Raw genomic sequence first — 26,958 nt, 5'->3', positions numbered from 1 at the left:
TCTCTGTCACCACTTAGCGGGTCAGATCGTCAAAGAATTTCTTCACGCCGTCGAAAAAGCTCTTTGAGCGTGGGCTGTTATGCTCACCACTCGGGCCGCCGAAACTCTCTTCCAGTTCACGCAGCAGCGTTTTCTGTTTCTCGTTCAGGCTGACCGGTGTTTCCACCACCACGCGGCATAACAGGTCGCCGACCGCACCACCACGGACCGACTTCACGCCACGTCCGCGCATGCGGAACAGCTTGCCGGTCTGGGTTTCTGACGGCACTTTCAGCTTCACGCGACCATCCAGCGTCGGCACTTCGATCTCGCCGCCCAGTGCCGCCATCGCAAAGTTGATCGGCACTTCACAGTAGAGGTTGTTCTCTTCACGTTCGAAGATCGGGTGTTTTTTCACGGAAACCTGGACGTAGAGATCGCCAGCCGGTGCACCCTGCTCGCCCGCTTCGCCTTCACCACTCAGACGAATGCGGTCGCCGTTGTCCACCCCTGCCGGGATCTTCACGGACAGCGTTTTCGACTTCTCAACGCGGCCATGACCATGACAGGCGTTGCACGGATCTTTAATCACCGAGCCGCGACCGTGACAGGTCGGACACGCCTGCTGAACGGTAAAGAAGCCCTGGCGCATTTGCACCTGGCCTGCACCGTGACAGGTTGAACAGGTTTGTGGCTTGGTACCCGCTTTCGCACCGCTGCCGTGGCAGACGTCACACTCTTCCAGCGTTGGAATGCGGATCTCTTTGGTCACGCCGCGTACCGCTTCTTCCAGCGACAGCTCCATGTTATAGCGTAAATCGGCGCCACGGGATGCGCGCTGACGGCGTCCACCACCGAAGATGTCACCGAATACGTCGCCAAAGATATCGCTGAAGTCTGCACCGCCGCCGCCAAAGCCGCCGCCGCCGAATCCACCGCCACCCATGCCGCCCTGTTCGAAGGCTGCATGACCATACTGATCGTAGGCTGCGCGCTTCTGCGCATCGGTCAGGATTTCATACGCTTCCTTGACCTCTTTAAATTTGGCTTCGGCCTCTTTATCACCGGGATTACGATCCGGGTGAAATTTCATCGCCAGGCGTTTGTAAGCCTTTTTGATTTCACGCTCGTCCGCGGATTTGGCGACGCCTAAAATCTCGTAGTAATCACTCTTCGCCATGTTTATTTAGCCCTTAACATGATCGCACGGGCGTGGAGAGATCTCCTACGCCCGTGCTGGTTTCAACGGCTGTCAGGCCAGCCGTCGCGCCCGGTCAGGGGCAATTATTTCTTGTTGTCTTTCACTTCTTCGAATTCAGCATCGACAACGTCATCGTCTTTCTTCGCTGACGCATCGCCGGCATCCGCCGCACCTGCCTGAGACTGCTGTGCTGCTTCCATCAGCTTGCCAGAAACTTCCATCAGCGCCTGCATTTTGGCGTCGATTTCCGCTTTATCTTCGCCTTTCAGCGCAGTTTCCAGTGCAGCCAGCGCAGCTTCGATTGGCGCTTTATCATCAGCAGAGAGTTTGTCGCCTGCTTCTTCCAGCTGCTTACGGGTGCTATGGGCAATCTGATCGCCTTGGTTGCGCGTCTGTACCAGCTCTTCGAACTTACGGTCAGCTTCAGCATTCGCTTCTGCATCGCGCACCATTTTTTCGATCTCTTCGTCGTTCAGACCTGAAGAGGCTTTGATGGTGATCTTCTGCTCTTTACCGCTGTTCTTATCTTTCGCTGACACATGCAGGATACCGTCCGCATCGATGTCGAAGGTCACTTCGATCTGCGGCATACCGCGTGGCGCAGCCTGGATACCGTCGAGGTTGAACTGGCCCAGTGACTTGTTGTCATTGGCGCGCTTGCGCTCACCCTGCAGCACATGAATGGTCACGGCTGACTGGTTATCTTCTGCTGTTGAGAAGACCTGGCTGTGCTTGGTCGGGATGGTGGTGTTCTTGCTGATCAGCGAAGTCATCACGCCACCCATGGTTTCGATACCCAGTGACAGCGGGGTAACGTCCAGCAGCAGTACGTCTTTCACGTCGCCGCCCAGTACACCACCCTGAACTGCCGCACCGACCGCAACCGCTTCATCCGGGTTCACATCTTTACGTGGCTCTTTGCCGAAGAACTCGGTTACTTTCGCCTGAACCAGTGGCATACGGGTCTGACCACCCACCAGGATGACGTCGTTGATGTCTGAAACAGACAGGCCCGCATCCTGCAGCGCAACTTTCAGCGGCGCGATTGAGCGTGCAACCAGATCTTCAACCAGTGACTCCAGTTTAGAGCGGGTCACTTTGATGTTCAGGTGCTTAGGACCGGTCGCATCTGCCGTGATGTAAGGCAGGTTAACGTCGGTCTGCTGCGCAGAAGAGAGTTCGATTTTCGCTTTCTCTGCCGCTTCTTTCAGACGCTGCATCGCCAGAGGATCGTTGTGCAGATCGATGCCCTGATCTTTCTTAAATTCTGCAACCAGATAGTTGATCAGGCGGCTGTCGAAGTCTTCACCACCCAGGTGGGTGTCACCGTTGGTCGCCAGAACTTCAAAGGTTTTTTCGCCGTCAACGTCGTCGATCTCGATGATGGAGATATCGAAAGTACCGCCACCCAGGTCATAGACCGCGATGGTGCGGTTGCCCTGGCCTTTGTCCAGACCGTATGCCAGCGCAGCCGCCGTTGGTTCGTTAATGATACGTTTGACTTCCAGACCTGCGATACGGCCGGCATCTTTGGTCGCCTGACGCTGCGCATCGTTGAAGTAGGCCGGAACGGTAATAACCGCTTCAGTCACTGGCTCACCGAGGTAATCTTCGGCGGTCTTTTTCATTTTTTTCAGCACTTCAGCAGAGATCTGCGGCGGTGCCATTTTCTGACCTTTCACTTCCAGCCAGGCGTCACCGTTGTCGGCGCTGGCGATTTTGTAAGGCATGATTTTGATATCACGCTGTACTTCTTCATCCTGGAAGCGACGACCGATCAGACGCTTAATCGCGAACAGGGTATTCTGCGGGTTAGTCACTGCCTGACGTTTAGCCGGTTGACCGACCAGAATTTCGCCATCCTGTGTGTAAGCAATGATTGAAGGCGTGGTGCGATCGCCCTCGGCATTTTCCAGCACGCGTGCTTTGGTGCCATCCATGATCGCAACACAAGAGTTGGTTGTACCCAGGTCAATACCAATAATCTTACCCATCTAAACATCTCCCACTTAAATTCGTTGCCAAGTTTGGGTTGTGAACCTTTTATGTGGGCGGGTTGTTTGCATTCAACCTGCCAGCACATGCTTTTTTTCCAGCGTTCACAACGCTCGATGAGAAGTAAATGGGGCCGCTTCGAAGCGCATCAAGGGTTAAATCAAAAAAAAATTTTTCGCCGCTGCTCCTGTCGGGATCAAAGAATGCCTTCACCACGCTGAATATCATGCGACGCCTTGCTCCTTAAGAGAGCAGGCGCGGATCTTTTTATTTCATCAATCATCATTTTACTGCCGGGGAACTATGGCAAATTCAACACTGGCTAACCCTGCCCCACTGGGCTTAATGGGATTTGGCATGACTACCGTTCTGCTGAATCTGCACAACGCGGGCTTGTTTGACATGGATGTCACCATTTTAGCGATGGGTATTTTTTATGGCGGAATAGCCCAGTTGCTGGCTGGCCTGCTGGAGTTTAAAAAGAACAACACCTTTGGGCTGACGGCCTTTACTTCATATGGCATGTTCTGGCTGAGCTTTGTGGCGATCCTGCTGCTACCGGAAATGGGTCTGGCGAAAGCACCAGACGAACGCTTTCTGGGGGTCTGGCTGGCGCTGTGGGGTCTCTTCACCCTGTTTATGTTTATTGGCACGCTGAAAGGGGCGCGGATGCTGCAGTTTGTCTTTGGCTCGCTTGCACTGCTGTTTCTGCTGCTGGCCGCTGGCCATCTGCTGCGCCAGCCTGCGCTGATCGTGTACGCCGGCTGGACTGGCATGATCTGTGGGGCCAGTGCCTGCTATCTGGCGGTGGGTGAAGTGCTGAATGAAACGTTTGGCCGCACCCTTCTGCCGACGGGCAGTAAATCACCTGAAGCCTGAGAGCACGCGGAGCCTGGCTCCGCGTCGCTTATGACAGTGGCTTAATCTCCTGCGCCCTCGCCGGTTCGTGGCTGACATCGCGCCGCAGCCAGATCCCGGTCACAAAGCCCACCAGCGCCAGCGCCATCACATACCAGCACGGCGCCATCACCGAGACACCCATCAGCAGCGAAACACAGACAGGTGTGAGCCCGCCGAAGATCGCATAGGCGACGTTGTAGGAAAATGAGAGCCCGGTAAAACGGACCTCTGCCGGAAAGGCGCGTACCATCACGAACGGCACAACGCCGACGATACCGACGCTCAGCCCCGCCAGCCCATAAAGCAGGAAGATCTGCTGCGGATAGAAGGCCGTCAGGTGATAAAACTGCCAGCTGCAGATTGCCAGCAGCAGGCTGCCGACACACAGGGTGCGGCTGGCACCAAAGCGGTCGGCAGCCAGCCCGGCAAGGATACAGCCCACACAGAGCATCAGGGTGGCAATGCTGTTGGCCTGCAGGGTCAGCGCGGGGGCAATGCCCTGCTGCTTCTGCAGCCAGACCGGTGACATCAGGATCACCACCACGATGCAGGCGGAGAGCAGCCAGGTAAGCAGCATGGAGATGACCACAGATTTTTTATGCTCCGCCAGCACCGTTTTCAGCGGGAGGGTTTCCGCCAGTGCTTTGCGCTGCTGCATCTCCACAAACACCGGCGTCTCATGCAGCCAGCGCCGCAGATACATCGCGACCAGACCAAACAGCCCGCCTAAAAAGAACGGGATGCGCCAGCCGCCATCATGAATCGCCTGCTGTGACATTGAGGTATTGATCAGCGTTGCTACCAGCGACCCCAGTAAAATGCCAACGGTCAGCCCGGCAGTCAGCGTGCCGCAGGCGATGCCGATACGCTTATAAGGCACATGCTCCGCGACGAACACCCAGGCACCCGGCACTTCGCCGCCGATCGCCGCCCCCTGCAACATCCGCATCAGCAGCATCAGCAGCGGTGCCGCGATCCCGATCGTCTGCCAGGTGGGTAATGCGCCCATCATCAGGGTCGGCAGCGCCATCAGCAGAATGCTCAGGCTGAACATCTTTTTGCGGCCGAGCTTATCGCCGAAATGCGCCATCACAATGCCGCCCAGCGGCCGGGCCAGATAGCCAGCGGCAAAAATGGCGAACGTCTGTAACTGACGCAGCCATTCCGGTATATCCGCAGGAAAGAAAAGCTCGCCGATGACGGTGGCGAAGAAGACAAAAATGATGAAGTCGTAAAATTCGAGGGCGCCGCCCAGGGCGGCCAGCGCCAGCGTCCGGTAATCCTTACCGGTCAGACGCTGAGTAGGAGTCGGATTCATAATATTCCCGAGGCAAAAGAGATAAGGTTGTAACGATCTGATTACTATACCGTCAATCTTTTGCCACACCAGCAGGGCTATAGCTTATGCCTGAAATGGGGAATATTTAGTTATTTATCTCACGGATGGCGCTTTTCGGCCGAAATGCTGCTACTACCTCCGGATGCGTTTCGACATACGGCCCGTCCAGAAGCTGTAAACAATAAGGTACAGAGGCGAAAATGCCGTGCACCTGAACCTTGCCCTGCGCATCCTTCAGCCCTTCCAGCGTCTCTTTGATCGATTTTGGCTGGCCTGGCAGATTCAGGATCAGCGACTGTTTGCGGATCACCCCCACCTGGCGCGACAGAATCGCGGTCGGCACAAACTGCAGGCTGATCTGGCGCATCTGCTCACCAAAACCTGGCATCTCGCGATCGGCGACGGCCAGCGTGGCGTCAGGGGTGACATCGCGGCGGGCCGGGCCAGTGCCGCCGGTAGTCAGCACCAGATGGCAGAAGCGTTCATCGACCAGTTCACAAATCGCCTGTTCAATCATCACCTGCTCATCGGGCACCAGACGGGACTCCATCTCAAACGGGCTGCTGATGGCGCTGCTGAGCCAGCTCTCCAGCGCGGGGATCCCCTGATCCTGGTAGATGCCGTTGGCGGCGCGATCGGAAACCGAGATCAGGCCAATGCGTAATGTATTCATGATGTATTTCGCTGTGCTTTACCGCGGTGCGGTGGAGTAAAAGAGGACTGGCAGAGAGGATAATATAAAGTGAAAGGGTCGCAAAAGGGAAACCCGTGACGGCCTGTGCCGCCACGGTCAGCAGATTACAGCAGTTCTGCCAGCATCTTCTCAAGTTTGCCCTGGTCGATGGCAAAGTTGCGGATACCTTCAGCCAGCTTCGCGACGGCCATCGGATCCTGGTTGTGCTGCCACAGGAACTCAGACTCGGTCATACGGGCCGGACGCGCTTTCACTTCGCCGCTGTAGCTCAGTTTACGTTCCAGCGTACCTTCGCTTTCTGCCAGCTCTTTCAGCAGCGCAGGAGAGATGGTCAGACGGTCGCAGCCTGCCAGCTCGATAATTTCGCCCACGTTACGGAAGCTTGCACCCATGACCACGGTTTCATAGCCATGCTGCTTGTAGTAGTTGTAGATTTCAGAAACGGAAATCACGCCTGGATCTTCGTGCGCGGCATACTCTTTTTTGTCGGTGTTCGCTTTGTACCAGTCGAGGATACGGCCAACAAACGGCGAAATCAGGAACACGCCCGCTTCGGCACAGGCACGCGCCTGGGCAAAGGAGAACAGCAGCGTCAGGTTACAGTTGATGCCCTCTTTTTCCAGCTGCTCCGCCGCGCGGATACCCTGCCAGGTCGAGGCCAGTTTGATCAGGATGCGGTCATTGCTGATGCCGGCATCGTTGTAGAGTTTGATCAGGCTGCGGGCTTTGGCGATGCTGCCTTCAGTGTCGTAAGAGAGACGCGCATCGACTTCTGTCGAGATGCGGCCCGGCACCAGCTTAAGAATTTCCAGACCAATGTTTACGGCCAGCTTGTCAGAAACCAGCTGCAGCTGCTCTTCTTTGTTGCTGCTCTGCTCACGCGCCCAGCCGATCGCTTCATCGATCAGTTTACGGTATTCAGGGATTTGTGCGGCGTTGAGGATCAGAGAAGGGTTGGTAGTCGCATCCTGAGGCTGGTACAGCTTCATGGCTGCGATATCACCGGTGTCGGCGACGACGGTGGTGAGCTGACGCAGGGAGGTAAGTTTGTCCGTCATGTTCTTTTCTCTTAGTTAACTGTCAGTGTGAAAAAAGGCTGTGGCGATAATATCACGCAGCAACGGTGGCGCAAGGTCAGGGAATGCCGTTTGCGATAGTGCGGACAAATAGGTGTGATTCGTCATTCTTTGCAGCTTTTTTGCTACACTGCCAGCCCTGATGAGCAGCCAATGCCCTGTAAAACCAGCTATTAATCGAGGAAACGACTATGTTGATGGTGATCTCTCCGGCCAAGACGCTGGATTATGAAAGCCCGCTGGCGACGACGCGCTACACCCAGCCTGCGCTGTTAGAAAAATCACAACAGCTGATTGAGATTGCCCGCGACCTGTCCCCGGCCAGCATCGCCTCGTTAATGAGCATCAGCGACAAACTGGCGCACCTGAATGCCGAGCGGTTTAACAGCTGGCAGCCCGACTTCTCCCCCGGAACGCCCGGCAGGCGATTCTGGCGTTCAAAGGCGATGTCTACACCGGCCTGCAGGCTGAGACCTTCAGCGATCGCGATTTCGATTTTGCTCAGCAGCATCTGCGCATGCTGTCTGGCCTCTATGGCGTACTGCGTCCGCTCGACTTAATGCAGCCTTACCGTCTGGAGATGGGGATTCGCCTGGCGAACCCGGCCGGCAAAGATCTCTATACCTTCTGGGGCGATCTCATCACCGAAACGCTGAATGCCGCGCTGGCCGAACAGGGCGATGAGGTGCTGATCAACCTCGCCTCGGACGAATATTTCAGGGCAGTCAAGCCGAAGAAACTGCAGGCGCAGCTGATCAAGCCAGTGTTCCTGGACGAGAAGAACGGCAGCTACAAGGTCATCAGTTTCTATGCCAAAAAGGCGCGCGGATTAATGAGTCGCTTTGTGATTCAGCAGCAGCTGACGAAGCCGGAGCAGCTTAAAGCGTTTGATCTGGAGGGGTATCGTTTTGATGCCGCCAGCAGCAGCGACAGCGAGCTGGTGTTTAAGCGCGCGGAGCAGTAACGCCGCCGCGCGCCGGGCTTCCCCCATCGGAGAAGCCCTGGGTACTCTTACTTCAGCAGGAACGCCCGCAGCGCGGTGAAATCCGCCTTCATCTGATGCGACAGCAGTGGCAGATCGGCGCGCTCCGCTAACTCCGGCGGCAGCGTCAGCGTCTGCTCCAGGATCGCCTCCACGCTCTCGCGGAACTTCGCCGGATGAGCCGTTCCCAGGAACAGACCATACTCCCCTTCCTGCAGCTGATCGCGCAGCAGACGCCAGGCGATAGCGGCATGCGGTTCGGACACATAGCCAATCTCAGCCAGTTCACGCATCGCGGCGCGGGTGGTCTCATCAGAGACGGCACCACAGGCCAGATCGGTCAGGCGCCAGGTTTTACGGCGGAACAGCTCTTCCACACGCGGCCAGTTGTTCGGCTGGCTGACGTCCATCGCATTCGACAGCGTGGCGACCGTCTGATTAGGCTGCCATTCGCCGTTGCCCAGGAAGCGCGGCACCGTGTCGTTGGCGTTGGTGGCCGCAATAAAACGTTTGATCGGCAGGCCCAGCGATTTAGCCAGCAGACCGGCAGTCAGATCGCCAAAGTTACCGCTTGGCACAGAGACCACCAGCTGATTACGTTTTTCCTGGGGCAGCTGGGCGACCGCTTCAAAGTAGTAGCAGATCTGCGCCAGCAGACGGCTGATGTTGATGGAGTTTGCCGAGTTAAGGCCAATCGCCTTCTTCAGTGCTTCATCATCAAACGCCTGTTTCACCAGCGCCTGGCAGGCATCAAAATCGCCGTCGATCGCGATGGTTTCAATGTTGCCGCCCAGGGTGCAGAAGAGTTTCTCCTGCAGCGGACTGATTTTGCCCTGCGGATAGAGGATCACCACGCGCACGTTTTTCATGCCGTAGAAGGCATGCGCCACGGCGGCACCGGTGTCGCCGGAGGTGGCGGTCAGGATCGTGATCTGCTCATCGGAGCCAGAAACATATGACAGCATCTGCGCCATAAAGCGGCCGCCGAAATCTTTAAACGCCAGCGTCGGGCCGTGGAACAGCTCCAGACAGGCAATATCCTCGCTGACCGCTTTGACCGGTGCCGGAAAGGCAAACGCGGCTTTCACGCGCTCATGCAGCTGCTGGGCCGGGATCTCGTCACCAATAAACGCCGAGAGGATTTTGCTGCTGCGGTCGACAAAATTCATCTCCAGCATCGCGTCGATGTCGGTCAGTTCAAACTCTGGCAGTTCCAGCGGAAAGAAGAGACCCTGCTGTGAGCCCAGCCCCTGTTTCACCGCCTGGGCGAAGCTGACCTGCTCGTTGTGATCCTTAAGATTGTAGAGTTTCATGCGTTATCCCAATTGTCGTGCGCCAGCCGTGTCAAGACGGCAGATATGGACGAAGCCTTCATCGTTCTGCAGATAGTGCTGGCTCAGCCAGTCAGCCATCCGCTGTGCCGTTTCCATCTGATTGCAAACGGCGAAAAGTGTCGGACCGGAACCTGAAATCCCGCACGCCAGCGCGCCTGTGTCTTTAGCGGCCTGACGCGCGGCGGCAAAGCCGGGCAGCAGCCGGGTGCGATAGGGTTCGGCGATCACATCCTGCATCAGTTTAGCGGCCAGCTCAGGCTGACGCGTATGGCAGGCGTGAATGAAGCCCGCCAGCAGGCGGCCATGCTTGATGCAATCCTCTTTGCGATACTGCGCAGGTAGAATGGCGCGCGCTTCAGCGGTCGAAACCTTGATGCCCGGATAGGCCATCACCCACAGCCAGTCATCGAAGCCCGGCACCGCCTGGCTGATAATGTCATTCTCCTCCAGCATCAGCTGAATGCCACCCAGGAAGCAGGGGGCGACATTATCATAATGCACGCTGCCGGAGATCCGCCCTTCCAGCTCGCCCATCAGCGTCAGCAGGGCGCCGTCGCTGAGCGGCTTGCCGCAGAATTCGTTCATCGCCATTAAACCGGCCACCACCGAGCAGGCGCTGGAGCCCAGCCCGGAGCCGATAGGCATATTCTTCTCCAGCGTCATCGCCACCGGGATCTCTTTGCCCACCGCCTCGCAGAACCGCTGCCAGCACTGATAGACGATATTCTCCCGGGGATCGGCGGGCAGTTTACTGACGAAACGGCCGGCGTTGGTCAGTGAAAACTGATCGGCCGCCTCAACTGAAACGCAGTCGCCCAGCAGGGAGCCATCTACCGGCGAAACGGCCGCGCCCAGCACATCGAAGCCGACGCTGACGTTACCAATCGAGGCCGGTGCGTAAATTTTTACCATGATTAAACTCCCAACTTCCATGACAGCGTGCGCAGCAGGTCGGCAAAGACACCGGCCGCTGTGACATCATTTCCTGCACCGTATCCACGCAGCACCAGCGGAATCGGTTGATAGTAGCGGCTGTAAAACGCCAGCGCGTTCTCGCCATTTTTCACTTTATAGAGCGGATCGTTGCCGTCAACGGCCTCGATCTTCACTTTGCAGATACCGCCCTCTTCGATCACGCCCACATAGCGCAGGACTTTACCCGCCTCCTGCGCCTGCGCGACCCGGCTGGCAAAGGCGTCATCCAGTTCCGGCAGACGCTGCATAAATTGCTCAACATCCTGAATCCCGGTCAGGCTGGCGGGCAGCAGCGGCTCGATCTCAATGTCACTCAGCTCCAGCTGATGACCCGCCTCACGCGCCAGAATCAGCAGCTTGCGCGCCACATCGGTTCCGGCGAGATCGTCGCGTGGATCGGGTTCGGTGAAGCCCATCTCACGCGCCATCCGGGTCGCCTGGGAGAGGGACACCCCTTCATCCAGCTTGCCGAAGATAAAGGAGAGCGAACCGGAGAGGATACCGGAGAAACGCAGCAGCTCATCACCCGCGTTCATGAGGTTCTGCAGGTTTTCGATCACCGGTAGTCCGGCACCCACGTTGGTGTCATACAGGAACTTACGCCGCGATTTGGCGGCGGCGGCGCGCATCTGCTGATAGTACTGCCATGAGGAGGTATTGGCCTTTTTATTCGGCGTCACCACATGGAAGCCTTCACTGAGAAAATCGGCGTACTGATCGGCAACTGCCTGGCTGGAGGTACAGTCCACAATCACCGGATTAAGCAGATGGTACTCTTTCACCAGACGCGCCATGCGGCCCAGATTGAACGGCTCTTTCGCCTCGGCCAGCGCCGCCTGCCAGTGACTCAGATCGATGCCGTGGACGTTCGTTAACAGCGCACGCGAGTTGGCGATGCCGCAGACCCGCAGATCGATATGCTTCTGCTTCAGCCACGCCTGCTGGCGATGCAGCTGATCCAGCAGTGCGCCGCCCACGCCGCCTACGCCGACCACGAACACCTCAATCACCTGATCGGTGGCAAACAGCATCTGGTGCACCACGCGAACGCCGGTGATCACCTCGTCATTGTTGACCACGACCGAGATAGAGCGTTCAGAGGAGCCCTGGGCAATCGCCACGATGTTGATATTGGCGCGCGCCAGCGCCGAGAAGAATTTGGCTGAGATGCCGCGCAGGGTGCGCATGCCATCGCCTACGACCGAAATCACCGCCAGGTTTTCGATAATATCCAGCGGGTCCAGCAGGCCATCTTTCAGCTCCAGATAGAACTCCTCTTCCAGCACCTGACGCGCACGCGCCAGCTCGCTCTGCGGCACGCAGAAACTGATGCTGTATTCCGAAGAGGACTGCGTGATCAGCACCACGGAGATCCCGGTGCGGGACATCGCCGCAAAGACTCTGGCCGCCATGCCCACCATCCCTTTCATGCCCGGGCCGGAGACATTGACCATCGCCATATTATTCAGGTTAGTGATGCCTTTCACCGGGATCTCATCCTGATCGGCCTCTGCGCCGATGAGGGTGCCAGGTGCCTGCGGATTGGCGGTGTTTTTGATCAGGCAGGGGATCTGAAACTGGGCAATCGGCGCAATGGTGCGGGGATGTAAGACTTTCGCGCCGAAATAGGAGAGCTCCATCGCCTCCTGATAGGACATCGACTTCAGCAGGCGCGCATCCGGCACCTGACGCGGATCGCAGGTGTAGACGCCATCCACGTCCGTCCAGATTTCACAGCAGTCGGCGCGCAGACAGGCCGCCAGCACCGCGGCGGAGTAGTCAGAGCCGTTACGGCCCAGCACCACCAGCTCGCCGCGTTCATTACCGGCCGTAAAGCCCGCCATCAGGATCATGTTCTGCGGAGGGATCTGGCTCGCCTCAATGCGACGGGTTGATTCGGCAATATCGACGGTGGACTCAAGGTAGTGACCGACCGCCAGCAGTTTTTCCACCGGGTCGATCACGCTGACGCCATAGCCGCGCGCCTGCAGCAGGGCTTCCATGATCGCAATCGAGAGCTTTTCGCCGCGACAGATAATCGCCGCGTTCACGCTGTCCGGGCACTGCCCCAGCAGGCTGATGCCGTGCAGCACCTGCTTCAGCTGGGCAAACTCCAGATCGACACGGGTTTTCAGCTGATCGTATTCAAAGCCGGGCTGAGCCTCCGCCAGTCCCTGCAGCAGCTCGCTGAAAATGCGTTCGGCGTCGCTGATATTCGGCAAAGCATCCTGACCACTGATAGTTTTTTCAATCATCGCCACCAGATGGTTAGTAATCTTTGCTGGCGCAGAGAGCACGGTTGCAACCTGTCCTTGTTGCGCATTACTTTCCAGAATGTCCGCGACGCGAAGAAACCGCTCCGCATTCGCTACCGATGTCCCGCCGAATTTCAGCACTCGCATGATATTCACTCTCCTGAATTTAAGCCGAAAAAAAAGCCCGCACTGTTCAGGTGCGGGCTTTTTTTCTGTTTTTCCTGTATGCGTCAGCCCGCACCGTTACCTGGGGTAATGGTGGTGGTAATAATTGTGGTGTTCAGGCTGATTTTACGCATTAAGATTTATTTTCTGTCTGTCTTTTCTGTCCGTCTGGCTCCCAGAAGTAAAGCAAAGCGCACATTAAGTCAACACGATTTGTCCGCCGGACAGATCTTCACCACTGCGCACAGCCTCCGGGGAAAGCCGGAAACGGTGTTTGATCGTTTGCCATGAGGAATTCAGGTGCGATCTGGTGCTATAAAATCAGCTTTTTGCCGAGGATTTATCTGTCAGTTTTTTTTCAATATCGTGCAGCAGACGATGCAGCATCGCACTGTCGCGCTGCTCCAGCAGTCCGACCCGCTGATCGATCCAGTCTGACAGTTTTTCATCATCGCTCACCTCAAGGTGTGCCAGCAGCTGATGGAAACGCTGACGCAGCGCCTGCAACTGCTGCCCGTCGGCGGCCGCCGCGACCGGCGCCTCAACCTGATTGAGCTTCGACAGCTGATAGCAGTAGACCATCACCGCCTGCCCGAGATTGAGTGACGGATAGTCATTCGCCATCGGGATGCCGGTCAGCAGATCGACCTGCTCCAGCTCCTCATTGGTCAGCCCGCTATCCTCGCGGCCAAACACCAGCGCCATACTGTTAACCCACTGACGTTTTTCCTGCAACTGCGCTTCGACCTGTTCCGGCGTGGCGTAGTAGCGAAACTTTGCCCGGCTGCGCGCCGTGGTGGCGACCGAAAAATCGATATCCGCCAGGGCGTCAGCAAGGGTAGCAAAGGTCTGCACATTATCGAGGATCTCACCTGCCCCGTGGGCGACCCGGCGTGCAGCGGGATCCTGCCAGGCGTCACTGGCCACGATACGCAGCTGGGTGAAGCCCATCGTTTTCATGGCACGCGCCGCAGCGCCGATATTTTCTGGCCGCGCAGGCGAGACGAGAATCAGAGGAAAAAGCATATTTATTCCATTGGTCCATTTACATAACGCCATATTAACATGGCTGTTAATGATTCAGTCGTCAGGAGGTAATAAGAAAATAGAGTGTTAAGGATGTTAAAACCCATTAAAAATCGTGACCGGGAACGTTTTATCACCGAAGTGGCCATTATTAAAGAAAGGATTATTAATTCATTTAACTTCAACAGGATAGAATGTGATGATGCTCGGGATTCATTTTGGCTCGCATGCCTGGAAAATGTAATGAAAATGATGCTTTTTGTGAGCTAAACAGGCAATATGCGAGAAGTTTTTCACAAAAGTGTTAACGTGCTACAATTGCATTTGATATAAGTCAACGAAGCGTTTTTTTTATGCTTATCGGTTGTAGTTGGTGCTGTTAGGTTGCTGTTAATACAGTTAGGATATGCGCCATTATCATTAACGCCTGGGGCATGCAATTTTCATCCTGACTGGCTGAGCTAATACTGTTGTTGACGTTGATAGATGGCTTATCAAAAGATGATTTCGTACAACGGTTCCGCGCGGCCCGCCGCTCTCGATGATGGAGAACGCCATACCGCTGTACGCCCTGTTTTCAATTTGTTGGCAAATTTTAGGTAGCTAAACATGCAGACCCCGCACATTCTTATCGTTGAAGACGAACTGGTCACGCGTAATACCCTCAAGAGTATTTTTGAGGCGGAAGGTTATGTGGTGTATGAGGCGACGGACGGTGCTGAAATGCATCAGGTGCTGACTGACAATGACGTTAACCTGGTGATCATGGACATCAACCTGCCGGGTAAAAATGGCCTGTTGCTGGCCCGTGAACTGCGCGAGCAGGCCAATGTCGCACTGATGTTCCTGACCGGCCGTGACAACGAAGTCGATAAAATTCTTGGTCTGGAAATTGGCGCTGACGACTACATCACCAAACCGTTCAATCCGCGTGAGCTGACGATTCGTGCCCGCAACCTGCTGTCGCGCACTATGAACCTGGCGATGCCGGGTGAAGAGCGCCGTCAGGTCGAGAGTTATAAATTCAACGGCTGGGAGCTGGATATCAACAGCCGCTCACTGATCAACCCGAACGGCGAGCACTACAAACTGCCGCGCAGCGAGTTCCGCGCCATGCTGCACTTCTGCGAAAACCCGGGCAAGATCCAGACCCGTGCCGATTTGCTGAAAAAAATGACCGGCCGCGATCTCAAGCCGCACGACCGCACCGTCGATGTCACGATCCGTCGTATCCGTAAGCATTTCGAATCCACGCCGGACACGCCAGAGATCATCGCCACCATTCATGGTGAAGGTTATCGCTTCTGCGGCGACCTGCAGGAGTAATCGCCTGTCAGAGCAGACCAGTAAAAAAACGCCCCTGCGGGCGTTTTTTTATTCCGGCGAGGATTGTTATATCAGTGCCACGGCATAATCGGCACGGCGCTGAGCGCATTTTTCGGTGAGCCATCGACCACCTTATCGGAGTAGGTCAGATAGACCAGCGCATTACGCTTCTGGTCGAAAAAGCGCACGACCTGCAGCTTTTTGAAGATCAGCGAGGTGCGCTGGCGGAAGACCACTTCACCCTGCGCTTTGCCCTGTGCAATTTTCTCGCTCAGCTCAACCGGCCCAATCTGCTGGCAGGAAATCGCGGCATCAGACGTATCTTCTGCCAGCCCCAGCCCGCCTTTGATCCCGCCGGTTTTTGCCCGGCTGATATAACAGGTTACATTTTTCACGTCCGGATCATCGAAAGCTTCGACAACAATCTTATGGTCAGGACCAAAAATCTTGAACACGGTATCGACCGAGCCGATCTGCTCGGCGAACAGCGGGCTGGAGAAAGTCAGCGTAGTGAACGCAGCAATTATAAGACGCGATATTGTCATGGAGTTACCATTGCAAATGGAATAGATGAAAATGTAATGTACTGTTAATCGATATAATGACCAAACCAAAACGGGTTTTAACCCGTCATGTTTTAGCACAACCTTCCCCGGAAAACGGCCCCCGTCTTTTGAGCAATGAGTGCTAATATTTTTCGAATGCGTTTAGCTGCCCCACCAGAGTATGAGGATGTTTTATGGACCAAGCCGGTATCATTCGCGATTTGCTTGTCTGGCTGGAGAGCCATCTGGATCAACCCCTTTCGCTGGACAACGTTGCCCAGAAAGCGGGTTACTCTAAGTGGCACCTGCAAAGGATGTTCAAAGACGTGACCGGACACGCCATCGGTGCCTATATCCGCGCCCGTCGCCTGTCAAAAGCCGCTGTGGCGCTGCGCCTGACCAGCCGGCCGATTCTGGATATCGCGCTTCAGTATCGTTTTGATTCACAACAGACTTTTACTCGCGCCTTCAAAAAGCAGTTTGCTCAGACGCCCGCCTGGTATCGTCGCGCGTCTGACTGGAACTCATTCGGTATTCGCCCCCCTATCCGCCTGGATAATGAGCCGCAGCCGGAGTCCACGTTCGTTACGCTGCCGGAAACGGTGCTGGTGGGACAGACCCAGAACTACACCTGTACGCTGGAGCAGATTTCCAGCTACCGCGACGAGATGCGTATTCACTTCTGGAAGCAGTTCCTGCTGGAAACCGACACCGTGCCGCCGGTGCTGTATGGCCTGCATCAGGTGCGCGCCAGCCAGGAGAAAGATGACGAGCAGGAGATCCTCTACACTACAGCGGTGCCAGCGGACAGCGCGGCCAGCCTCTTCTCCGGCCATAACGTCATTCTGGAAGCCGGAGATTATGTGCAGTTCAGCTACAGCGGCCCCCGCGCCAGCCTGCAGGAGTTTATCCTGTTACTCTACGGCACCTGCATGCCAACGCTGGGACTGACCCGCCGTCAGGGACAGGATATCGAACGCTTTTATACCCACGGCGGTAAAAAGCGCGCCGAGCCGCCGACGGAGATCCGCTGCGACTATCTGATCCCTATCCGCCGTCAGGCGGCCGACAGCTAAGTGCCGGGCTGCCGTTATCATGACGGCAGCCTGCAGAATCAGCGTTGCAGTTCGTCGAGCGCAGGCGCATCCAGATGAGACACATCTCCCGCCGTCTCGACAATCCAGCCCTCCGCCAGCCAGGCGCTCTGCTGGTAATCCACCCGCGACAGTGAGCAGTTACGCAGGCGCAGACGACGCTCCGCATAGGCGGGCAGCCCCAGAATCGTACTGACCAGTGACCCCAGCGCCATACCGTGGCTGACCAGCAGCGGACGGCTGCCGGCAGGCAGGTCGAGGCAGGCATTGAGTGCGGCGTGCATACGCGTCGCCATCTCCGTCATCGACTCGCCCTGCGGAATGCGGCCGCTTTCCGTGCCGTTGACCAGCGTGGCGCGCCACTGCTCCTCTTCGGCGGTCAGACCATCCAGCGGACGTTTCTCCAGCACCCCCATATTCAGCTCGCGCAGCCGCGCATCCAGCGTCACGGTGCAGCCACAGGCATCCGCAATAATCTCCGCGGTGCGGCGCGTCCGTCCCAGATCGCTGGCGATCACATGGGTGATCCCCAGCTGTTTTACGCGCTCACCCACCTGTCGGGCTTGCTGCTCACCTTTTTCCGTCAATGGACTGTCAGACTGGCCCTGAATGCGGCGTTCCGCATTCCATACCGTTTCACCGTGACGAACAAGATAGACCTGTAGCATGTTAGTTTCCGTTATACTGCGACAAAATCGCTTTAGAGCCTGTTCCGACAGGCGTCATTGTTGCAGGCAGTCCGGGCGCAGACAGTGCGTAATCACCCGACGTACAGCGGGTACGTGCGGCGTGTGGGCACTGCTCCGGCTCAGACTGACAGATAAAATGGCCTGAGGGCCAGGCGCTTAATCACCTGAGGGTTCAATCAATTATGTACCATGTTGTCGCAGCCACAACCAACCCAGCGAAGATTCACGCGATTGCGCAGGCATTCAGCGACGTTTTCGGCGAAGGATCCTGCCATATCGAAGGGGTCGAGGTCGATAGTGGCGTTGCCGCACAGCCGTTAACCCATCTCGAAACGCGAACCGGCGCACGCCAGCGCGTAATGAATGCCCGCCAGGTTCGCCCGGAGGCGGCGTTCTGGGTCGCGATTGAGGCAGGGATTGAAGAGGATTGTGCGTTTGCCTGGATGGTGGTGGAAAATCAGAAGCAGCGTGGCGAATCGCGTTCAGCCAGTTTTACCCTGCCACCGGCCGTGCTGGCGGGTCTGCGTGAAGGCCGCGAGCTGGGCGAAGAGATGGCGCGCCTGACCGGTATTGAGAATATCAAACAGAAGGGCGGCGCGATTGGCGCGTTTACGCACGGCCTGCTCAGCCGCTCCAGCGTCTATCATCAGGCGCTGATCCTGGCGCTCTGCCCGTTCGTCCATCCGCTCTATCAGCAGTAATCAGGCGCGGCCCAGGCGCGCTTCCAGCCAGCGTTTCAGCTCCGGCGGCGCCTCTTTCAGGCTGTTTGATCCCCGGGTAATGGTCGCGATGCCGACGCCAAGCTCATTTTTCAGCTCGCGCTGGCTCATTTCGCCGTTCATTAACTCTTCAATGATCCGCAGACGGGTGCCGAACGCTTCGCGCTCGTCGGGCGTCATCATCAGTTGCAGCAGAGGCAACGCATGGCCATCCGCAAAGGCCTGCTGCATCAGCAGGACAACGCGCTGCCAGCTATCGTCTGTCGGATGCGCATCGGCAGAGGGGGAATCAGAATGGGTCATGGAGAGGCTTCCGTACTCGCTAAAGAGTACGGAAGCTTAACACAGCTAGTAACGGCGATTCCACTCAGCATCTGACAGGATCTGGTCAGGCTTGCCCATGAAGTGACGATAGTAGGCGTCATACGCCAGAACGTTCTTCACATAGCCGCGCGTTTCGGAGAAGGGGATTGTCTCGATAAACGCCACAGCATCAAGGTTGCCGCCACTGATTTTCTGCCAGCTGCGCACCCGGCCAGGCCCGGCATTGTAGGCCGCTGAAGCGAAGATCCGGTTCTGGCTGAACTGCTGATAGACATACTCCAGATACTGGGTGCCGATCTGGATATTGGTTTCCGGATCCAGCAGCTGGCTGACGTTACTGTAGCCCGGAATGTTATACATCTTCACGGTATGCGCTGCGGTTGCGGGCATGATCTGCATCAGACCGCTGGCTCCGACCGGGGAACGGGCTTTGGGATTCCAGGCGCTCTCCTGACGCGAGATCGCCATCGCATAGCTCGGCGGGATCTGCTTCACTTCAGTATTGCGCTCATAGACGCTCCGCCATGCCAGCGGGAAACGCTCCTTCAGGCTGTCCCACATTTTGGCCGTGATGGTCGCCTGCACGCTGAGATCCCACCAGTCCTGTTCATTCGCGTATCGCGCCAGCATCTGCTGCTGGGTATGCGTGCGGCTGCCGATCAGATTGCTCCACTCGCTGCGTGCCAGGTTATCCAGCCCCCAGTACATCAGCTCGCGAACACGGGCCAGTTCGGGGCCCTGCACCGTGGCGCTGTCTGGCTTCGGCGCTTCATCCACCTGCAGCGGATAATCCACGCCCAGACGCTGAGCGGCTACCATCGGATAGAAGCCGCGCGCCTGCATCAGCTTACGCAGGATCTCTTCCGCTTCCTCTTTACGTCCTTTCTCAAACAGCAGATCGGCCTGCCAGTATTGCCACTCATCTTTCTCTTTGGCTTCCAGCGGCAGACGGGCGATCCAGGTGTTCAGACCGCGCCGATCGTGCTGCGTGAGCGCCAGGCGAATCCGGCGTTCCAGCAGCGCGGTCGACTCGCTGTTCATCACCACCGCATCACGCCAGCGCGCCTGCTCAGAGGTGAGATCGCTGCCCATCATGCGCCAGACGACAATCTCCTTCAGCGCCTGCTCATCCTCCGGCCCCATCTTCTGCGCCCGGACCAGAATCGGGATCAGGCTGCGGGCATTTTCCATATCCTGCCGCGCCACACGGGTAAAGGCGTAGATCGTCGCCTGGCGGGTGAAGTCGGTGGGACCGACGCTGCTGGCGAAGGTGCTGACCGTCAGCGGATCCTGCTGCAGCGCCTGCACTGCGTCAGACATGGTCTGATAATCGGCTGGCAGCGTTTTCGCCAGATAACTTACCAGGCTGTCATTGCCAGCCTTCATCGCCAGCCGGATGCGCTCCAGGATGGTAATCGGTGAGAGCTGACCGGAAGACTGCCAGACTGAGAAGAGCTTATCGCAGTCCGCAGGCAGCGCCGTGCCGCGCAGCCAGATCTGCTTCGCACCGTCGAACGCGGCCTGCTGCTGGCCGGTGGCCCATTTCGCGTAGTACCAGTTGCAGCGCGCCTGCACCGGCTTAGGTTCAGTCGGGCTGAAGTTCAGCACGCCCTGCCAGTCCTGGCGGTAAGCCAGCACGTTGATAAAGCGGGTGCTGAGCGATCGCGCAGGCGGCAGCGTCGGATACTGGCGAATAAAGTTCTGCACGGCCAGCGCGGTCTCCTGATCGAGATCCTGCGCCAGCAGGCGATACTGCAGATAAGGGTAAAGCGGATAATCCTGCAGCGTCGGCAGGAGCTGATCCACGGTGGCCATCTGGTTGCTGTCCCAGGCCTGTTTAATTTGTTGATAACGTTGCCGTTGTTGATCAAGCGAATCGGCCCATGCGCTGCTGGCCGTGCCGGCCAGGCAGATCCCTATCATCCAGTTACGCCACTTCACCACGTAAATCTCCTCTGTTGCTGGGCCCGGCGAACTGCCAGACAGTCTTCATGCTAACCAGGCCACCGGACTCTTGCCATGTTCTTCACAAAATTTACGCACCATGACCCCCGGCGCACCGCTATCGCTCAGGCTGCGCGCCGCGATTGTGCAAATTATCATCAGAAAATCTTATCACCACCGTCATTAACCCGTTGAATCAGCGCGTTAAAAAACTGGCACACCCTTTGCTCTGTTGAATGCCATCTTGTATACCAGCTGGAATTCTTCTTATGACATCGACCATTGGCCTGACGCTTCACGCCTGGCAGCAGCGCATTCAGCAGGCACCGCAGCAGATTAGCGCCCTGCTCAACGCACACCTGGCGGAGATCGATCCGCAGGATAACGCCTGGATCACCCTGGCGACACCGGATCAGTTAGCGGCACAGATTGCGCCGCTGCTGGCGGACTATCAGCGCGATCCTGCGGCGCTGCCGCTGTTTGGGATACCGTTCGCGGTCAAGGACAACATTGATGTGATGGGCTGGCCCACCAGCGCCGCCTGCCCCGCCTTTACCTACACCGCCCGTGAGGATGCGGTGGCTGTCGCCCGGCTGAAAGCCGCTGGCGCGGTGGTCATCGGCAAAACCAACCTCGATCAGTTCGCGACCGGTCTGGTGGGCACCCGCTCGCCTTACGGCGCGGTCTGCAATACCTTCGACGCCGGCTATGTCAGCGGCGGCTCCAGCTCTGGCTCGGCGTCGGTGCTGGCGCGCGGACTGGTCGCCTTTTCACTCGGCACCGATACGGCCGGATCGGGTCGCGTCCCGGCAGGTTTCAACAACATCGTCGGCCTGAAACCGACCAAAGGCTGGTTCTCTGCGCGCGGCGTGGTGCCCGCCTGTCGGCTTAACGACACCATCTCAATCTTTGCGCTGACGACCGAAGATGCCTTTACCGTCGCCACGCTCATGGGCGGCTATGACAGCGGCGACGCCTATTCGCGCGTCAACCCGCGCACCGCCCCGGCCAGCCTGCCCGCCCGTCCTCACTTTGCTATCCCGGCCGATCCAGCTTTTTTTGATGATGCTGCTGCCGAAGCCGCCTGGGATCGGGCGCTGGAGGCCCTGCAGGCAGGCGGCGCGACGCTGCATCCCATCGACTTCACCCCGTTCCGCCAGCTGGCTGAACAGCTCTATTACGGCCCCTGGGTTGCCGAACGCACGGCGGCGGTGGGCGAAATGCTCGACCAGATGGAGCCGGTCGTGCAGAACATCATCGCCAGCGGGCTGAACTACAGCGCGGTGGAGGCATATAAAGCGGAGTATCTGCGCGCCGACCTGACGCGCCAGATCCAGCAGGCGATGGCCCCTTTCGACGCGCTGGTAGTGCCGACCTCGCCCACCATCCACACCCTGGAAGAGATGAAGCAGGAGCCCGTCCACTACAACTCGCAGTTTGGCACCTACACCAACTTTACCAACCTTGCTGACCTCGCGGCGCTGGCGCTGCCCGCGCCGTTCCGCAACGACGACCTGCCAGCCGGTATCACGCTGATCGCGCCGGCCTGGCACGATCGGGCGCTGGCTGAGTTTGGTCTGCGCTGGCAGCAGCAACTGGCGCTGCCGCTGGGCGCCACCGGCCAGCCCTTTCCGACCCGACGCGCCACGCTGCCCCCTTCAGCCGATCACGTCCGGCTGGCGGTGGTGGGCGCCCATCTCACCGGTATGCCGCTCAATTTCCAGCTTACCGAACGCCAGGCGGTGTGGGCCGGGGAGACGCAGACCGCGCCCCATTACCGCCTGTTTGCCCTGCTGGAGGGGGCGATCAAAAAGCCGGGCCTGATGCGTGATGAACAGGGTGCCGCAATCGCCGTGGAGCTGTGGGACATCCCGCTGGCGCGCTTCGGCGAGTTTGTGGCAGAGATCCCGGCGCCGCTGGGGATCGGCAACCTGACGCTGGCCGATGGCCGGGTCGTCAAAGGCTTTATCTGCGAAGGCGCGGCGCTGAACGGCGCGCTGGAGATCACTGAAACGGGCGGCTGGCGCAACTGGCTGGCATCACAGGGGAGTCACTGATCATGTTCACCACCGTACTGATTGCCAACCGCGGCGAGATTGCCTGTCGCGCCATCCGCACCCTGAAGCGCCTCGGCGTGAAAAGCGTCGCGGTCTACTCTGACGCCGACCGCAACGCCCGGCACGTCAGGCAGGCGGATGTGGCTATCGCCCTGGGCGGCGACAAAGCCAGCGACAGCTATCTGCGCATCGACAAAATTCTGGCGGCGGCGCAGCAGAGCGGCGCGCAGGCGATCTGGCCTGGCTACGGTTTTCTCTCCGAAAGCCAGCCGTTTGCCGAAGCCTGCGAAGCGGCAGGCATCGCCTTTGTTGGCCCGACCGCGCAGCAGATTGGCGAGTTCGGACTGAAGCACCGCGCGCGCGAACTGGCGGCCCGTGCGGGCGTGCCGATGACACCGGGCACGCCGCTGCTGGCGTCGCTTGAGGCGGCGCTGCAGGCCGCCGATGAGATTGGCTATCCGGTGATGCTGAAAAGCACCGCAGGCGGCGGCGGCATTGGCCTGACACGCTGCGCCGATGCGCAGGCTCTGGCCAGCGCCTGGGAGAGCGTGCGCCGCCTCGGCGAACAGTTTTTCAGTGATGCCGGGGTGTTTCTGGAGCGCTGTATCGATCGCGCCCGTCACATCGAAGTCCAGATTTTTGGCGACGGCAACGGCACCGTGGTGGCGCTGGGCGAACGCGACTGCTCGCTGCAGCGCCGTAATCAGAAGGTGGTGGAGGAGACGCCTGCGCCGGGCCTGTCGCCCGCCACGCGCGAGGCACTGCTCGCGTCGGCGGTGCGGCTCGGTGAGCTGGTGAACTACCGCAGCGCGGGCACCGTGGAGTATATCTACGACGTCAGCCAGCAGACATTCTACTTCCTGGAGGTCAACACCCGCCTGCAGGTGGAACATCCGGTTACGGAGTGCGTCACCGGGCTGGACCTGGTGGCGTGCATGTTACAGGTGGCGGCGGGCGATGCGGTGGACTGGGCGCGTCTGCAGCAGGCACCGCAGGGGGCGGCGATTGAAGTCCGTCTCTATGCCGAAGATCCCCTGAAAAACTTTCAGCCCAGCCCAGGCCTGTTAACGGGCGTGGTCTTTCCCGAGGGCGTGCGGGTCGACACGGGTGTCGAAACCGGCAGCGAGGTCTCCGGGTTCTACGATCCGATGATCGCCAAGCTGATTGTGCACGCCGACAGCCGCGATGCGGCCCTGGAAAAACTGCAGCAGGCGCTGAATGCCACCCAGCTGCACGGCATCGCCACCAACCTGGATTACCTGCGGCAGATCACCACCAGCGACACGTTTCGCAGCGGCAGCGTCTGGACCCGCTATCTCGACAGCGTGGTGCCCGCCGCCCCGGTGGTGGAGGTGCTGCAGCCCGGCACCTTCAGTTCGGTTCAGGACTATCCCGGCCGCCTCGGCTACTGGGACATCGGCGTGCCGCCTTCCGGCCCGATGGACGATTTCGCCTTCCGGCTGGCTAACCGCATCGTCGGGAACCATGCATCGGCAGCGGGCCTGGAGTTTACGCTGCAGGGGCCGACCCTGCGCTTCCACTGCGATGCCACGCTGGCGCTGACCGGCGCGGCGTGTGACGCCACGCTGGATGGCGAGCCGGTGAGCTACTGGCAGCCGCTGACGGTAAAAGCGGGACAGACGCTGGCGCTGGGCCGCGCCCGAGAGGGCTGCCGCAGCTATCTGGCGGTGCGCAACGGCTTCGACGTGCCAGTCTATCTCGGCAGCCGCAGCACCTTCTCGCTGGGCCAGTTCGGCGGTCATGCCGGGCGCACCCTGCGCGTGGCCGATATGCTGCCGATCTCCCGGCCTGAACAGGCGGCCTGCACCACCCCTGCCCCGATCAGCGCACCGCAGCCGCTCGACGCGGCGCTGATCCCGCACTACGGCAGCGAATGGCGTATCGGCGTCCTCTACGGGCCGCACGGCGCGCCAGACTTCTTCACCCAGGCCGCGATTGATGAGTTCTTTGCCAGTGACTGGCAGGTGCACTACAACTCCAACCGCCTCGGCGTGCGGCTGGTCGGCCCGAAACCCACCTGGACCCGCGCCAACGGCGGTGAAGCGGGCCTGCACCCCTCAAACGTACACGACTGCGAATATGCCATCGGCGCGGTCAACTTTACCGGCGACTTTCCGGTGATCCTGACGCATGACGGCCCCAGTCTGGGCGGCTTTGTCTGTCCGGTGACCATCGCCAGAGCGGAGCTGTGGAAGGTGGGTCAGGTCAAACCTGGCGACACCATCCGCTTCCACCCGATTTCCGCAGACGATGCGCTGGCGCGGGAAAAAGCGCAGACGCATCTGATCGAGACCCTGCGGCCGGAGCATCCGCCAGCGTTTGCCGTGCCGTCGCTGGCCGAAACTGCCCACGGCTCCGCGACGATCCTGGCCGCGCGGGACGCGACCGGCAGCACACCGGCCGTGGTCTACCGCCAGGCGGGCGACAAATATGTGCTGATTGAGTATGGCGATAACGTACTGGATCTGGCGCTGCGCCTGCGCGTGCATCTGCTGATGAATGCGCTGAAAGCAGAGGCTGAACCAGGCATTGAGGAGCTGTCGCCGGGTGTGCGGTCGCTACAGGTGCGCTACGACAGCCTGGTTATCAGCCAGGCGCGGCTGATGTCGCTGCTGCTGGCGCTGGAGGCCACGCTGGGCGATGTCAGCACCCTTAAAGTGCCGTCGCGCGTCGTGTGGATGCCGATGGCGTTTGAAGACAGCGCCACGCTGGGCGCCGTCAGCCGCTATCAGGAGACGGTGCGCGCCACGGCTCCCTGGCTGCCGAATAACGTCGATTTCATTCAGCGCATTAACGGCCTGAGCAGCCGCGAAGCGGTGCGCGATACCCTGTTCGACGCCAGCTATCTGGTGCTGGGACTGGGCGACGTCTATCTCGGCGCCCCCTGCGCCGTGCCGATCGATCCGCGTCATCGCCTGCTGAGTTCCAAATACAGTCCGGCGCGCACCTTTACCGCCGAAGGTACCGTCGGCATCGGCGGCATGTATATGTGCATCTACGGCATGGATTCGCCCGGCGGCTATCAGCTGGTGGGCCGCACGCTGCCGATCTGGAACACCTTCCTGAAAAATCCGCAGTTCGCGGCCGATGCGCCATGGCTGCTGCGCTTCTTCGACCAGGTGCGCTTCTATCCGGTGAGTGAGAGCGAACTGAATCGGCTGCGCGAAGATTTCCGTGAAGGCCGCACCAGCCTGCGTATTGAAGAGACCGAGTTTGATTTCGCCACTCATCAGCAGTTCCTTGCCGATCACGCCGCTGAGATCGCCGCCTTTCGCCAGCGTCAGGCTGCCGCCTTTGAACAGGAAGTGCAGCACTGGGCGCGGGAAGAGGAGAACGCCCCGCCTGTGCAGGAGGCCGCCACCGGCGTCAGTGACGAGGATCACAGCGGCCTGGCCGTGCAGGCTGACCTCAATGGCAACATCTGGAAAGTGCTGGTGCAGCCGGGCGAGGCGGTCAGCGCCGGTCAGACGCTGATCATCGTGGAGGCGATGAAGATGGAGCTGGCGATTGTCGCGCCTCAGGCGGGCCGCGTGACGCGGATCCTCTGTCAGGCGGGGCGGCCGGTCACGCCCGGCGACACCCTGTTATGGCTTGAACCGGAGGCAGAATGAGAGCACATCCTCCGAAAGCGCGCCCCGAAGCGCTGGCCGAACGGGTCTATCAGGCCCTGAAGGACGATATTTTTGCCTTTCGCCTGATGCCGGGCGATCGCTTCAGCGAAAGCGAAATCGCCGCGCGCATGGCGGTCAGCCGCACGCCGGTGCGCCAGGCGCTGTTCCGGCTGGAGCGTGAAGGCTTTGTGGACGTCTGGTTTCGCAGCGGCTGGCAGATTAAAACCTTCGATTTCGCCTGGTTCGAATCGCTCTATGATCTGCGCACCGTGCTGGAGTGCGAGGCGGTAAAACGCCTCTGCGCCCTGCCCGCGCCGCAGTGCGCCGCGCTGCTCGAAGCACTCAACCAGTTCTGGTGTGAGTCGGAGGCGCTCGCCGACGGACTGGTGGTGTCGCAGCATGATGAGGCGTTTCACATGACGCTGGTCGCCGCCGCCGGTAATCCGGAGATGGCGCGCATCCACGCCGAGCTCACGGAGAAGATCCGCATCATCCGTCGCCTCGACTTCACCCGCGACGATCGCATCTGCGCCACCTATCAGGAACATGCGCAGATTTTACAGGCAATTTTTCAGCAGCAGCGTGCCACGGCACAACAGATTCTGACCGATCACATCGCCGTCAGTAAGGCGGAAGTCCGCAAGATCACGCTGCACCGCCTCCAGCAGGCCCGGCTTCAGCTCACCGAATAATACCACTACCACTCA

At 58.8% G+C, this 26,958-nt stretch carries 21 protein-coding genes, 1 pseudogene and 1 other annotated feature; of the genes and pseudogenes, 8 read left to right on the top strand and 14 right to left on the bottom strand.

Translation table 11 applies throughout. From position 1 onward, the window contains the following. Window positions 1-13: 13 nt before the first annotated feature. Both dnaJ and dnaK read right to left on the bottom strand, forming a co-directional pair. Window positions 14-1,159: a molecular chaperone DnaJ gene (gene dnaJ / locus AB1748_RS04680; RefSeq protein WP_293774716.1), complete on the bottom strand. Its 1,146-nt coding sequence runs from the start codon at window positions 1,157-1,159 to the stop codon at window positions 14-16. A 104-nt stretch (window positions 1,160-1,263) separates the two neighbouring features. Further along, window positions 1,264-3,174 carry a molecular chaperone DnaK gene (gene dnaK / locus AB1748_RS04675; protein ID WP_111142259.1) on the bottom strand — a complete coding sequence of 637 codons (1,911 nt, stop codon included), beginning with the start codon at window positions 3,172-3,174 and terminating at the stop codon, window positions 1,264-1,266. Between the two features lie 304 nt (window positions 3,175-3,478). Here dnaK and satP point away from each other — a divergent pair, with 304 nt between their 5' ends. Beyond that, window positions 3,479-4,054 (top strand): acetate uptake transporter, encoded by a 576-nt coding sequence (gene satP / locus AB1748_RS04670; protein ID WP_367396066.1) that lies wholly within the window; start codon window positions 3,479-3,481, stop codon window positions 4,052-4,054. Between the two features lie 28 nt (window positions 4,055-4,082). Here the strand turns inward: satP and AB1748_RS04665 are convergent, their stop codons facing one another. The 3 genes from AB1748_RS04665 to tal all read right to left on the bottom strand — a co-directional run bounded on the left by AB1748_RS04665 (window position 4,083) and on the right by tal (window position 7,166). Further along, entirely contained in the window at window positions 4,083-5,393 is a 1,311-nt protein-coding gene (locus tag AB1748_RS04665) for an MFS transporter (RefSeq protein ID WP_367396065.1), read from the bottom strand. A gap of 106 nt (window positions 5,394-5,499) precedes the next feature. Further along, window positions 5,500-6,087: a molybdopterin adenylyltransferase gene (mog, locus tag AB1748_RS04660; protein WP_111141362.1), complete on the bottom strand. Its 588-nt coding sequence runs from the start codon at window positions 6,085-6,087 to the stop codon at window positions 5,500-5,502. A gap of 125 nt (window positions 6,088-6,212) precedes the next feature. Beyond that, window positions 6,213-7,166, bottom strand: coding sequence for a transaldolase (tal, locus tag AB1748_RS04655; RefSeq protein ID WP_111141363.1), 954 nt, complete (start codon window positions 7,164-7,166; stop codon window positions 6,213-6,215). Between the two features lie 209 nt (window positions 7,167-7,375). Between tal and yaaA the strand changes: the two are divergent. Further along, window positions 7,376-8,148 (top strand): annotated as a pseudogene (yaaA, locus tag AB1748_RS04650) (peroxide stress protein YaaA). Window positions 8,149-8,195: 47 nt separating this feature from the next. On the opposite strand, the gene thrC reads toward yaaA, so the two are convergent. The 5 genes from thrC to AB1748_RS04625 all read right to left on the bottom strand — a co-directional run bounded on the left by thrC (window position 8,196) and on the right by AB1748_RS04625 (window position 13,921). After that, window positions 8,196-9,479: a threonine synthase gene (thrC, locus tag AB1748_RS04645; RefSeq protein ID WP_111141365.1), complete on the bottom strand. Its 1,284-nt coding sequence runs from the start codon at window positions 9,477-9,479 to the stop codon at window positions 8,196-8,198. 3 nt (window positions 9,480-9,482) lie between these two features. After that, window positions 9,483-10,412 (bottom strand): homoserine kinase, encoded by a 930-nt coding sequence (gene thrB / locus AB1748_RS04640; protein WP_367396064.1) that lies wholly within the window; start codon window positions 10,410-10,412, stop codon window positions 9,483-9,485. A gap of 2 nt (window positions 10,413-10,414) precedes the next feature. Next, the gene (thrA, locus tag AB1748_RS04635; RefSeq protein WP_367396063.1) at window positions 10,415-12,877 is read right to left on the bottom strand and encodes a bifunctional aspartate kinase/homoserine dehydrogenase I; all 2,463 of its coding nucleotides are present in this window, start codon (window positions 12,875-12,877) and stop codon (window positions 10,415-10,417) included. A 26-nt stretch (window positions 12,878-12,903) separates the two neighbouring features. Then, window positions 12,904-13,022 (bottom strand) — a sequence feature (Thr leader region). After that, entirely contained in the window at window positions 12,961-13,029 is a 69-nt protein-coding gene (gene thrL / locus AB1748_RS04630) for a thr operon leader peptide (protein WP_090964490.1), read from the bottom strand. (Overlaps the previous feature by 62 nt.) Window positions 13,030-13,216: 187 nt before the next feature. Beyond that, on the bottom strand, window positions 13,217-13,921 hold the full coding sequence (locus tag AB1748_RS04625; protein WP_111141368.1) for a tRNA/rRNA methyltransferase: 705 nt from the start codon (window positions 13,919-13,921) through the stop codon (window positions 13,217-13,219). A gap of 609 nt (window positions 13,922-14,530) precedes the next feature. On the opposite strand from AB1748_RS04625, the gene arcA reads away from it, so the two are divergent. After that, entirely contained in the window at window positions 14,531-15,247 is a 717-nt protein-coding gene (gene arcA, locus AB1748_RS04620; RefSeq protein ID WP_111141369.1) for a two-component system response regulator ArcA, read from the top strand. Window positions 15,248-15,318: 71 nt separating this feature from the next. Here the strand turns inward: arcA and creA are convergent, their stop codons facing one another. Next, window positions 15,319-15,792, bottom strand: coding sequence for a protein CreA (gene creA, locus AB1748_RS04615; RefSeq protein ID WP_111141370.1), 474 nt, complete (start codon window positions 15,790-15,792; stop codon window positions 15,319-15,321). A gap of 194 nt (window positions 15,793-15,986) precedes the next feature. Here creA and robA point away from each other — a divergent pair, with 194 nt between their 5' ends. Next, window positions 15,987-16,868 carry an MDR efflux pump AcrAB transcriptional activator RobA gene (gene robA, locus AB1748_RS04610; protein ID WP_111141371.1) on the top strand — a complete coding sequence of 294 codons (882 nt, stop codon included), beginning with the start codon at window positions 15,987-15,989 and terminating at the stop codon, window positions 16,866-16,868. 38 nt (window positions 16,869-16,906) lie between these two features. Here robA and gpmB read toward each other — a convergent pair whose 3' ends face one another. After that, window positions 16,907-17,554: a 2,3-diphosphoglycerate-dependent phosphoglycerate mutase GpmB gene (gene gpmB / locus AB1748_RS04605; RefSeq protein ID WP_367396062.1), complete on the bottom strand. Its 648-nt coding sequence runs from the start codon at window positions 17,552-17,554 to the stop codon at window positions 16,907-16,909. A 203-nt stretch (window positions 17,555-17,757) separates the two neighbouring features. On the opposite strand from gpmB, the gene yjjX reads away from it, so the two are divergent. Next, window positions 17,758-18,276 (top strand): inosine/xanthosine triphosphatase, encoded by a 519-nt coding sequence (yjjX, locus tag AB1748_RS04600; protein WP_111141373.1) that lies wholly within the window; start codon window positions 17,758-17,760, stop codon window positions 18,274-18,276. On the opposite strand, the gene trpR is transcribed toward yjjX, so the two are convergent. Continuing rightward, window positions 18,277-18,597 (bottom strand): trp operon repressor, encoded by a 321-nt coding sequence (gene trpR, locus AB1748_RS04595; protein WP_111141374.1) that lies wholly within the window; start codon window positions 18,595-18,597, stop codon window positions 18,277-18,279. Window positions 18,598-18,642: 45 nt separating this feature from the next. Continuing rightward, entirely contained in the window at window positions 18,643-20,562 is a 1,920-nt protein-coding gene (gene sltY / locus AB1748_RS04590; RefSeq protein WP_293774696.1) for a murein transglycosylase, read from the bottom strand. 269 nt (window positions 20,563-20,831) lie between these two features. Between sltY and atzF the strand changes: the two genes are divergently transcribed. Genes atzF through AB1748_RS04575 form a run of 3 tightly spaced genes read left to right on the top strand, consistent with a single transcriptional unit; the run spans window position 20,832 to window position 26,943 of the window. Further along, complete coding sequence (gene atzF, locus AB1748_RS04585) at window positions 20,832-22,619, top strand: allophanate hydrolase (RefSeq protein ID WP_293774693.1); 1,788 nt, start codon at window positions 20,832-20,834, stop codon at window positions 22,617-22,619. A gap of 2 nt (window positions 22,620-22,621) precedes the next feature. After that, the gene (gene uca / locus AB1748_RS04580; protein WP_367396061.1) at window positions 22,622-26,251 is read left to right on the top strand and encodes an urea carboxylase; all 3,630 of its coding nucleotides are present in this window, start codon (window positions 22,622-22,624) and stop codon (window positions 26,249-26,251) included. Beyond that, window positions 26,248-26,943: a GntR family transcriptional regulator gene (locus AB1748_RS04575; protein WP_111141520.1), complete on the top strand. Its 696-nt coding sequence runs from the start codon at window positions 26,248-26,250 to the stop codon at window positions 26,941-26,943. The genes uca and AB1748_RS04575 overlap by 4 nt, the downstream gene beginning before the upstream one ends. The last annotated feature ends 15 nt before the right edge of the window (window positions 26,944-26,958 follow it).

Origin of the sequence: Pantoea sp. Ep11b (assembly GCF_040783975.1) — a bacterium.
In the GTDB taxonomy this organism is placed as follows: Bacteria; Pseudomonadota; Gammaproteobacteria; order Enterobacterales; family Enterobacteriaceae; genus Pantoea.
Note: the sequence above shows the minus strand (reverse complement) of the source record. Positions and strands in the feature narration are given on the sequence as shown.

What these genes read in the sequence shown, in the direction of transcription:
- AB1748_RS04665 (WP_367396065.1), bottom strand. Translation starts at nt 5,393, where the DNA reads ATGAATCCGACTCCTACTCAGCGTCTGACCGGTAAGGATTACCGGACG.
- satP (WP_367396066.1), top strand. Translation starts at nt 3,479, where the DNA reads ATGGCAAATTCAACACTGGCTAACCCTGCCCCACTGGGCTTAATGGGA.
- atzF (WP_293774693.1), top strand. Translation starts at nt 20,832, where the DNA reads ATGACATCGACCATTGGCCTGACGCTTCACGCCTGGCAGCAGCGCATT.
- AB1748_RS04625 (WP_111141368.1), bottom strand. Translation starts at nt 13,921, where the DNA reads ATGCTTTTTCCTCTGATTCTCGTCTCGCCTGCGCGGCCAGAAAATATC.
- trpR (WP_111141374.1), bottom strand. Translation starts at nt 18,597, where the DNA reads ATGACCCATTCTGATTCCCCCTCTGCCGATGCGCATCCGACAGACGAT.
- thrC (WP_111141365.1), bottom strand. Translation starts at nt 9,479, where the DNA reads ATGAAACTCTACAATCTTAAGGATCACAACGAGCAGGTCAGCTTCGCC.
- arcA (WP_111141369.1), top strand. Translation starts at nt 14,531, where the DNA reads ATGCAGACCCCGCACATTCTTATCGTTGAAGACGAACTGGTCACGCGT.
- yjjX (WP_111141373.1), top strand. Translation starts at nt 17,758, where the DNA reads ATGTACCATGTTGTCGCAGCCACAACCAACCCAGCGAAGATTCACGCG.
- uca (WP_367396061.1), top strand. Translation starts at nt 22,622, where the DNA reads ATGTTCACCACCGTACTGATTGCCAACCGCGGCGAGATTGCCTGTCGC.
- tal (WP_111141363.1), bottom strand. Translation starts at nt 7,166, where the DNA reads ATGACGGACAAACTTACCTCCCTGCGTCAGCTCACCACCGTCGTCGCC.
- dnaK (WP_111142259.1), bottom strand. Translation starts at nt 3,174, where the DNA reads ATGGGTAAGATTATTGGTATTGACCTGGGTACAACCAACTCTTGTGTT.
- mog (WP_111141362.1), bottom strand. Translation starts at nt 6,087, where the DNA reads ATGAATACATTACGCATTGGCCTGATCTCGGTTTCCGATCGCGCCGCC.
- robA (WP_111141371.1), top strand. Translation starts at nt 15,987, where the DNA reads ATGGACCAAGCCGGTATCATTCGCGATTTGCTTGTCTGGCTGGAGAGC.
- thrA (WP_367396063.1), bottom strand. Translation starts at nt 12,877, where the DNA reads ATGCGAGTGCTGAAATTCGGCGGGACATCGGTAGCGAATGCGGAGCGG.
- dnaJ (WP_293774716.1), bottom strand. Translation starts at nt 1,159, where the DNA reads ATGGCGAAGAGTGATTACTACGAGATTTTAGGCGTCGCCAAATCCGCG.
- creA (WP_111141370.1), bottom strand. Translation starts at nt 15,792, where the DNA reads ATGACAATATCGCGTCTTATAATTGCTGCGTTCACTACGCTGACTTTC.
- AB1748_RS04575 (WP_111141520.1), top strand. Translation starts at nt 26,248, where the DNA reads ATGAGAGCACATCCTCCGAAAGCGCGCCCCGAAGCGCTGGCCGAACGG.
- thrB (WP_367396064.1), bottom strand. Translation starts at nt 10,412, where the DNA reads ATGGTAAAAATTTACGCACCGGCCTCGATTGGTAACGTCAGCGTCGGC.
- gpmB (WP_367396062.1), bottom strand. Translation starts at nt 17,554, where the DNA reads ATGCTACAGGTCTATCTTGTTCGTCACGGTGAAACGGTATGGAATGCG.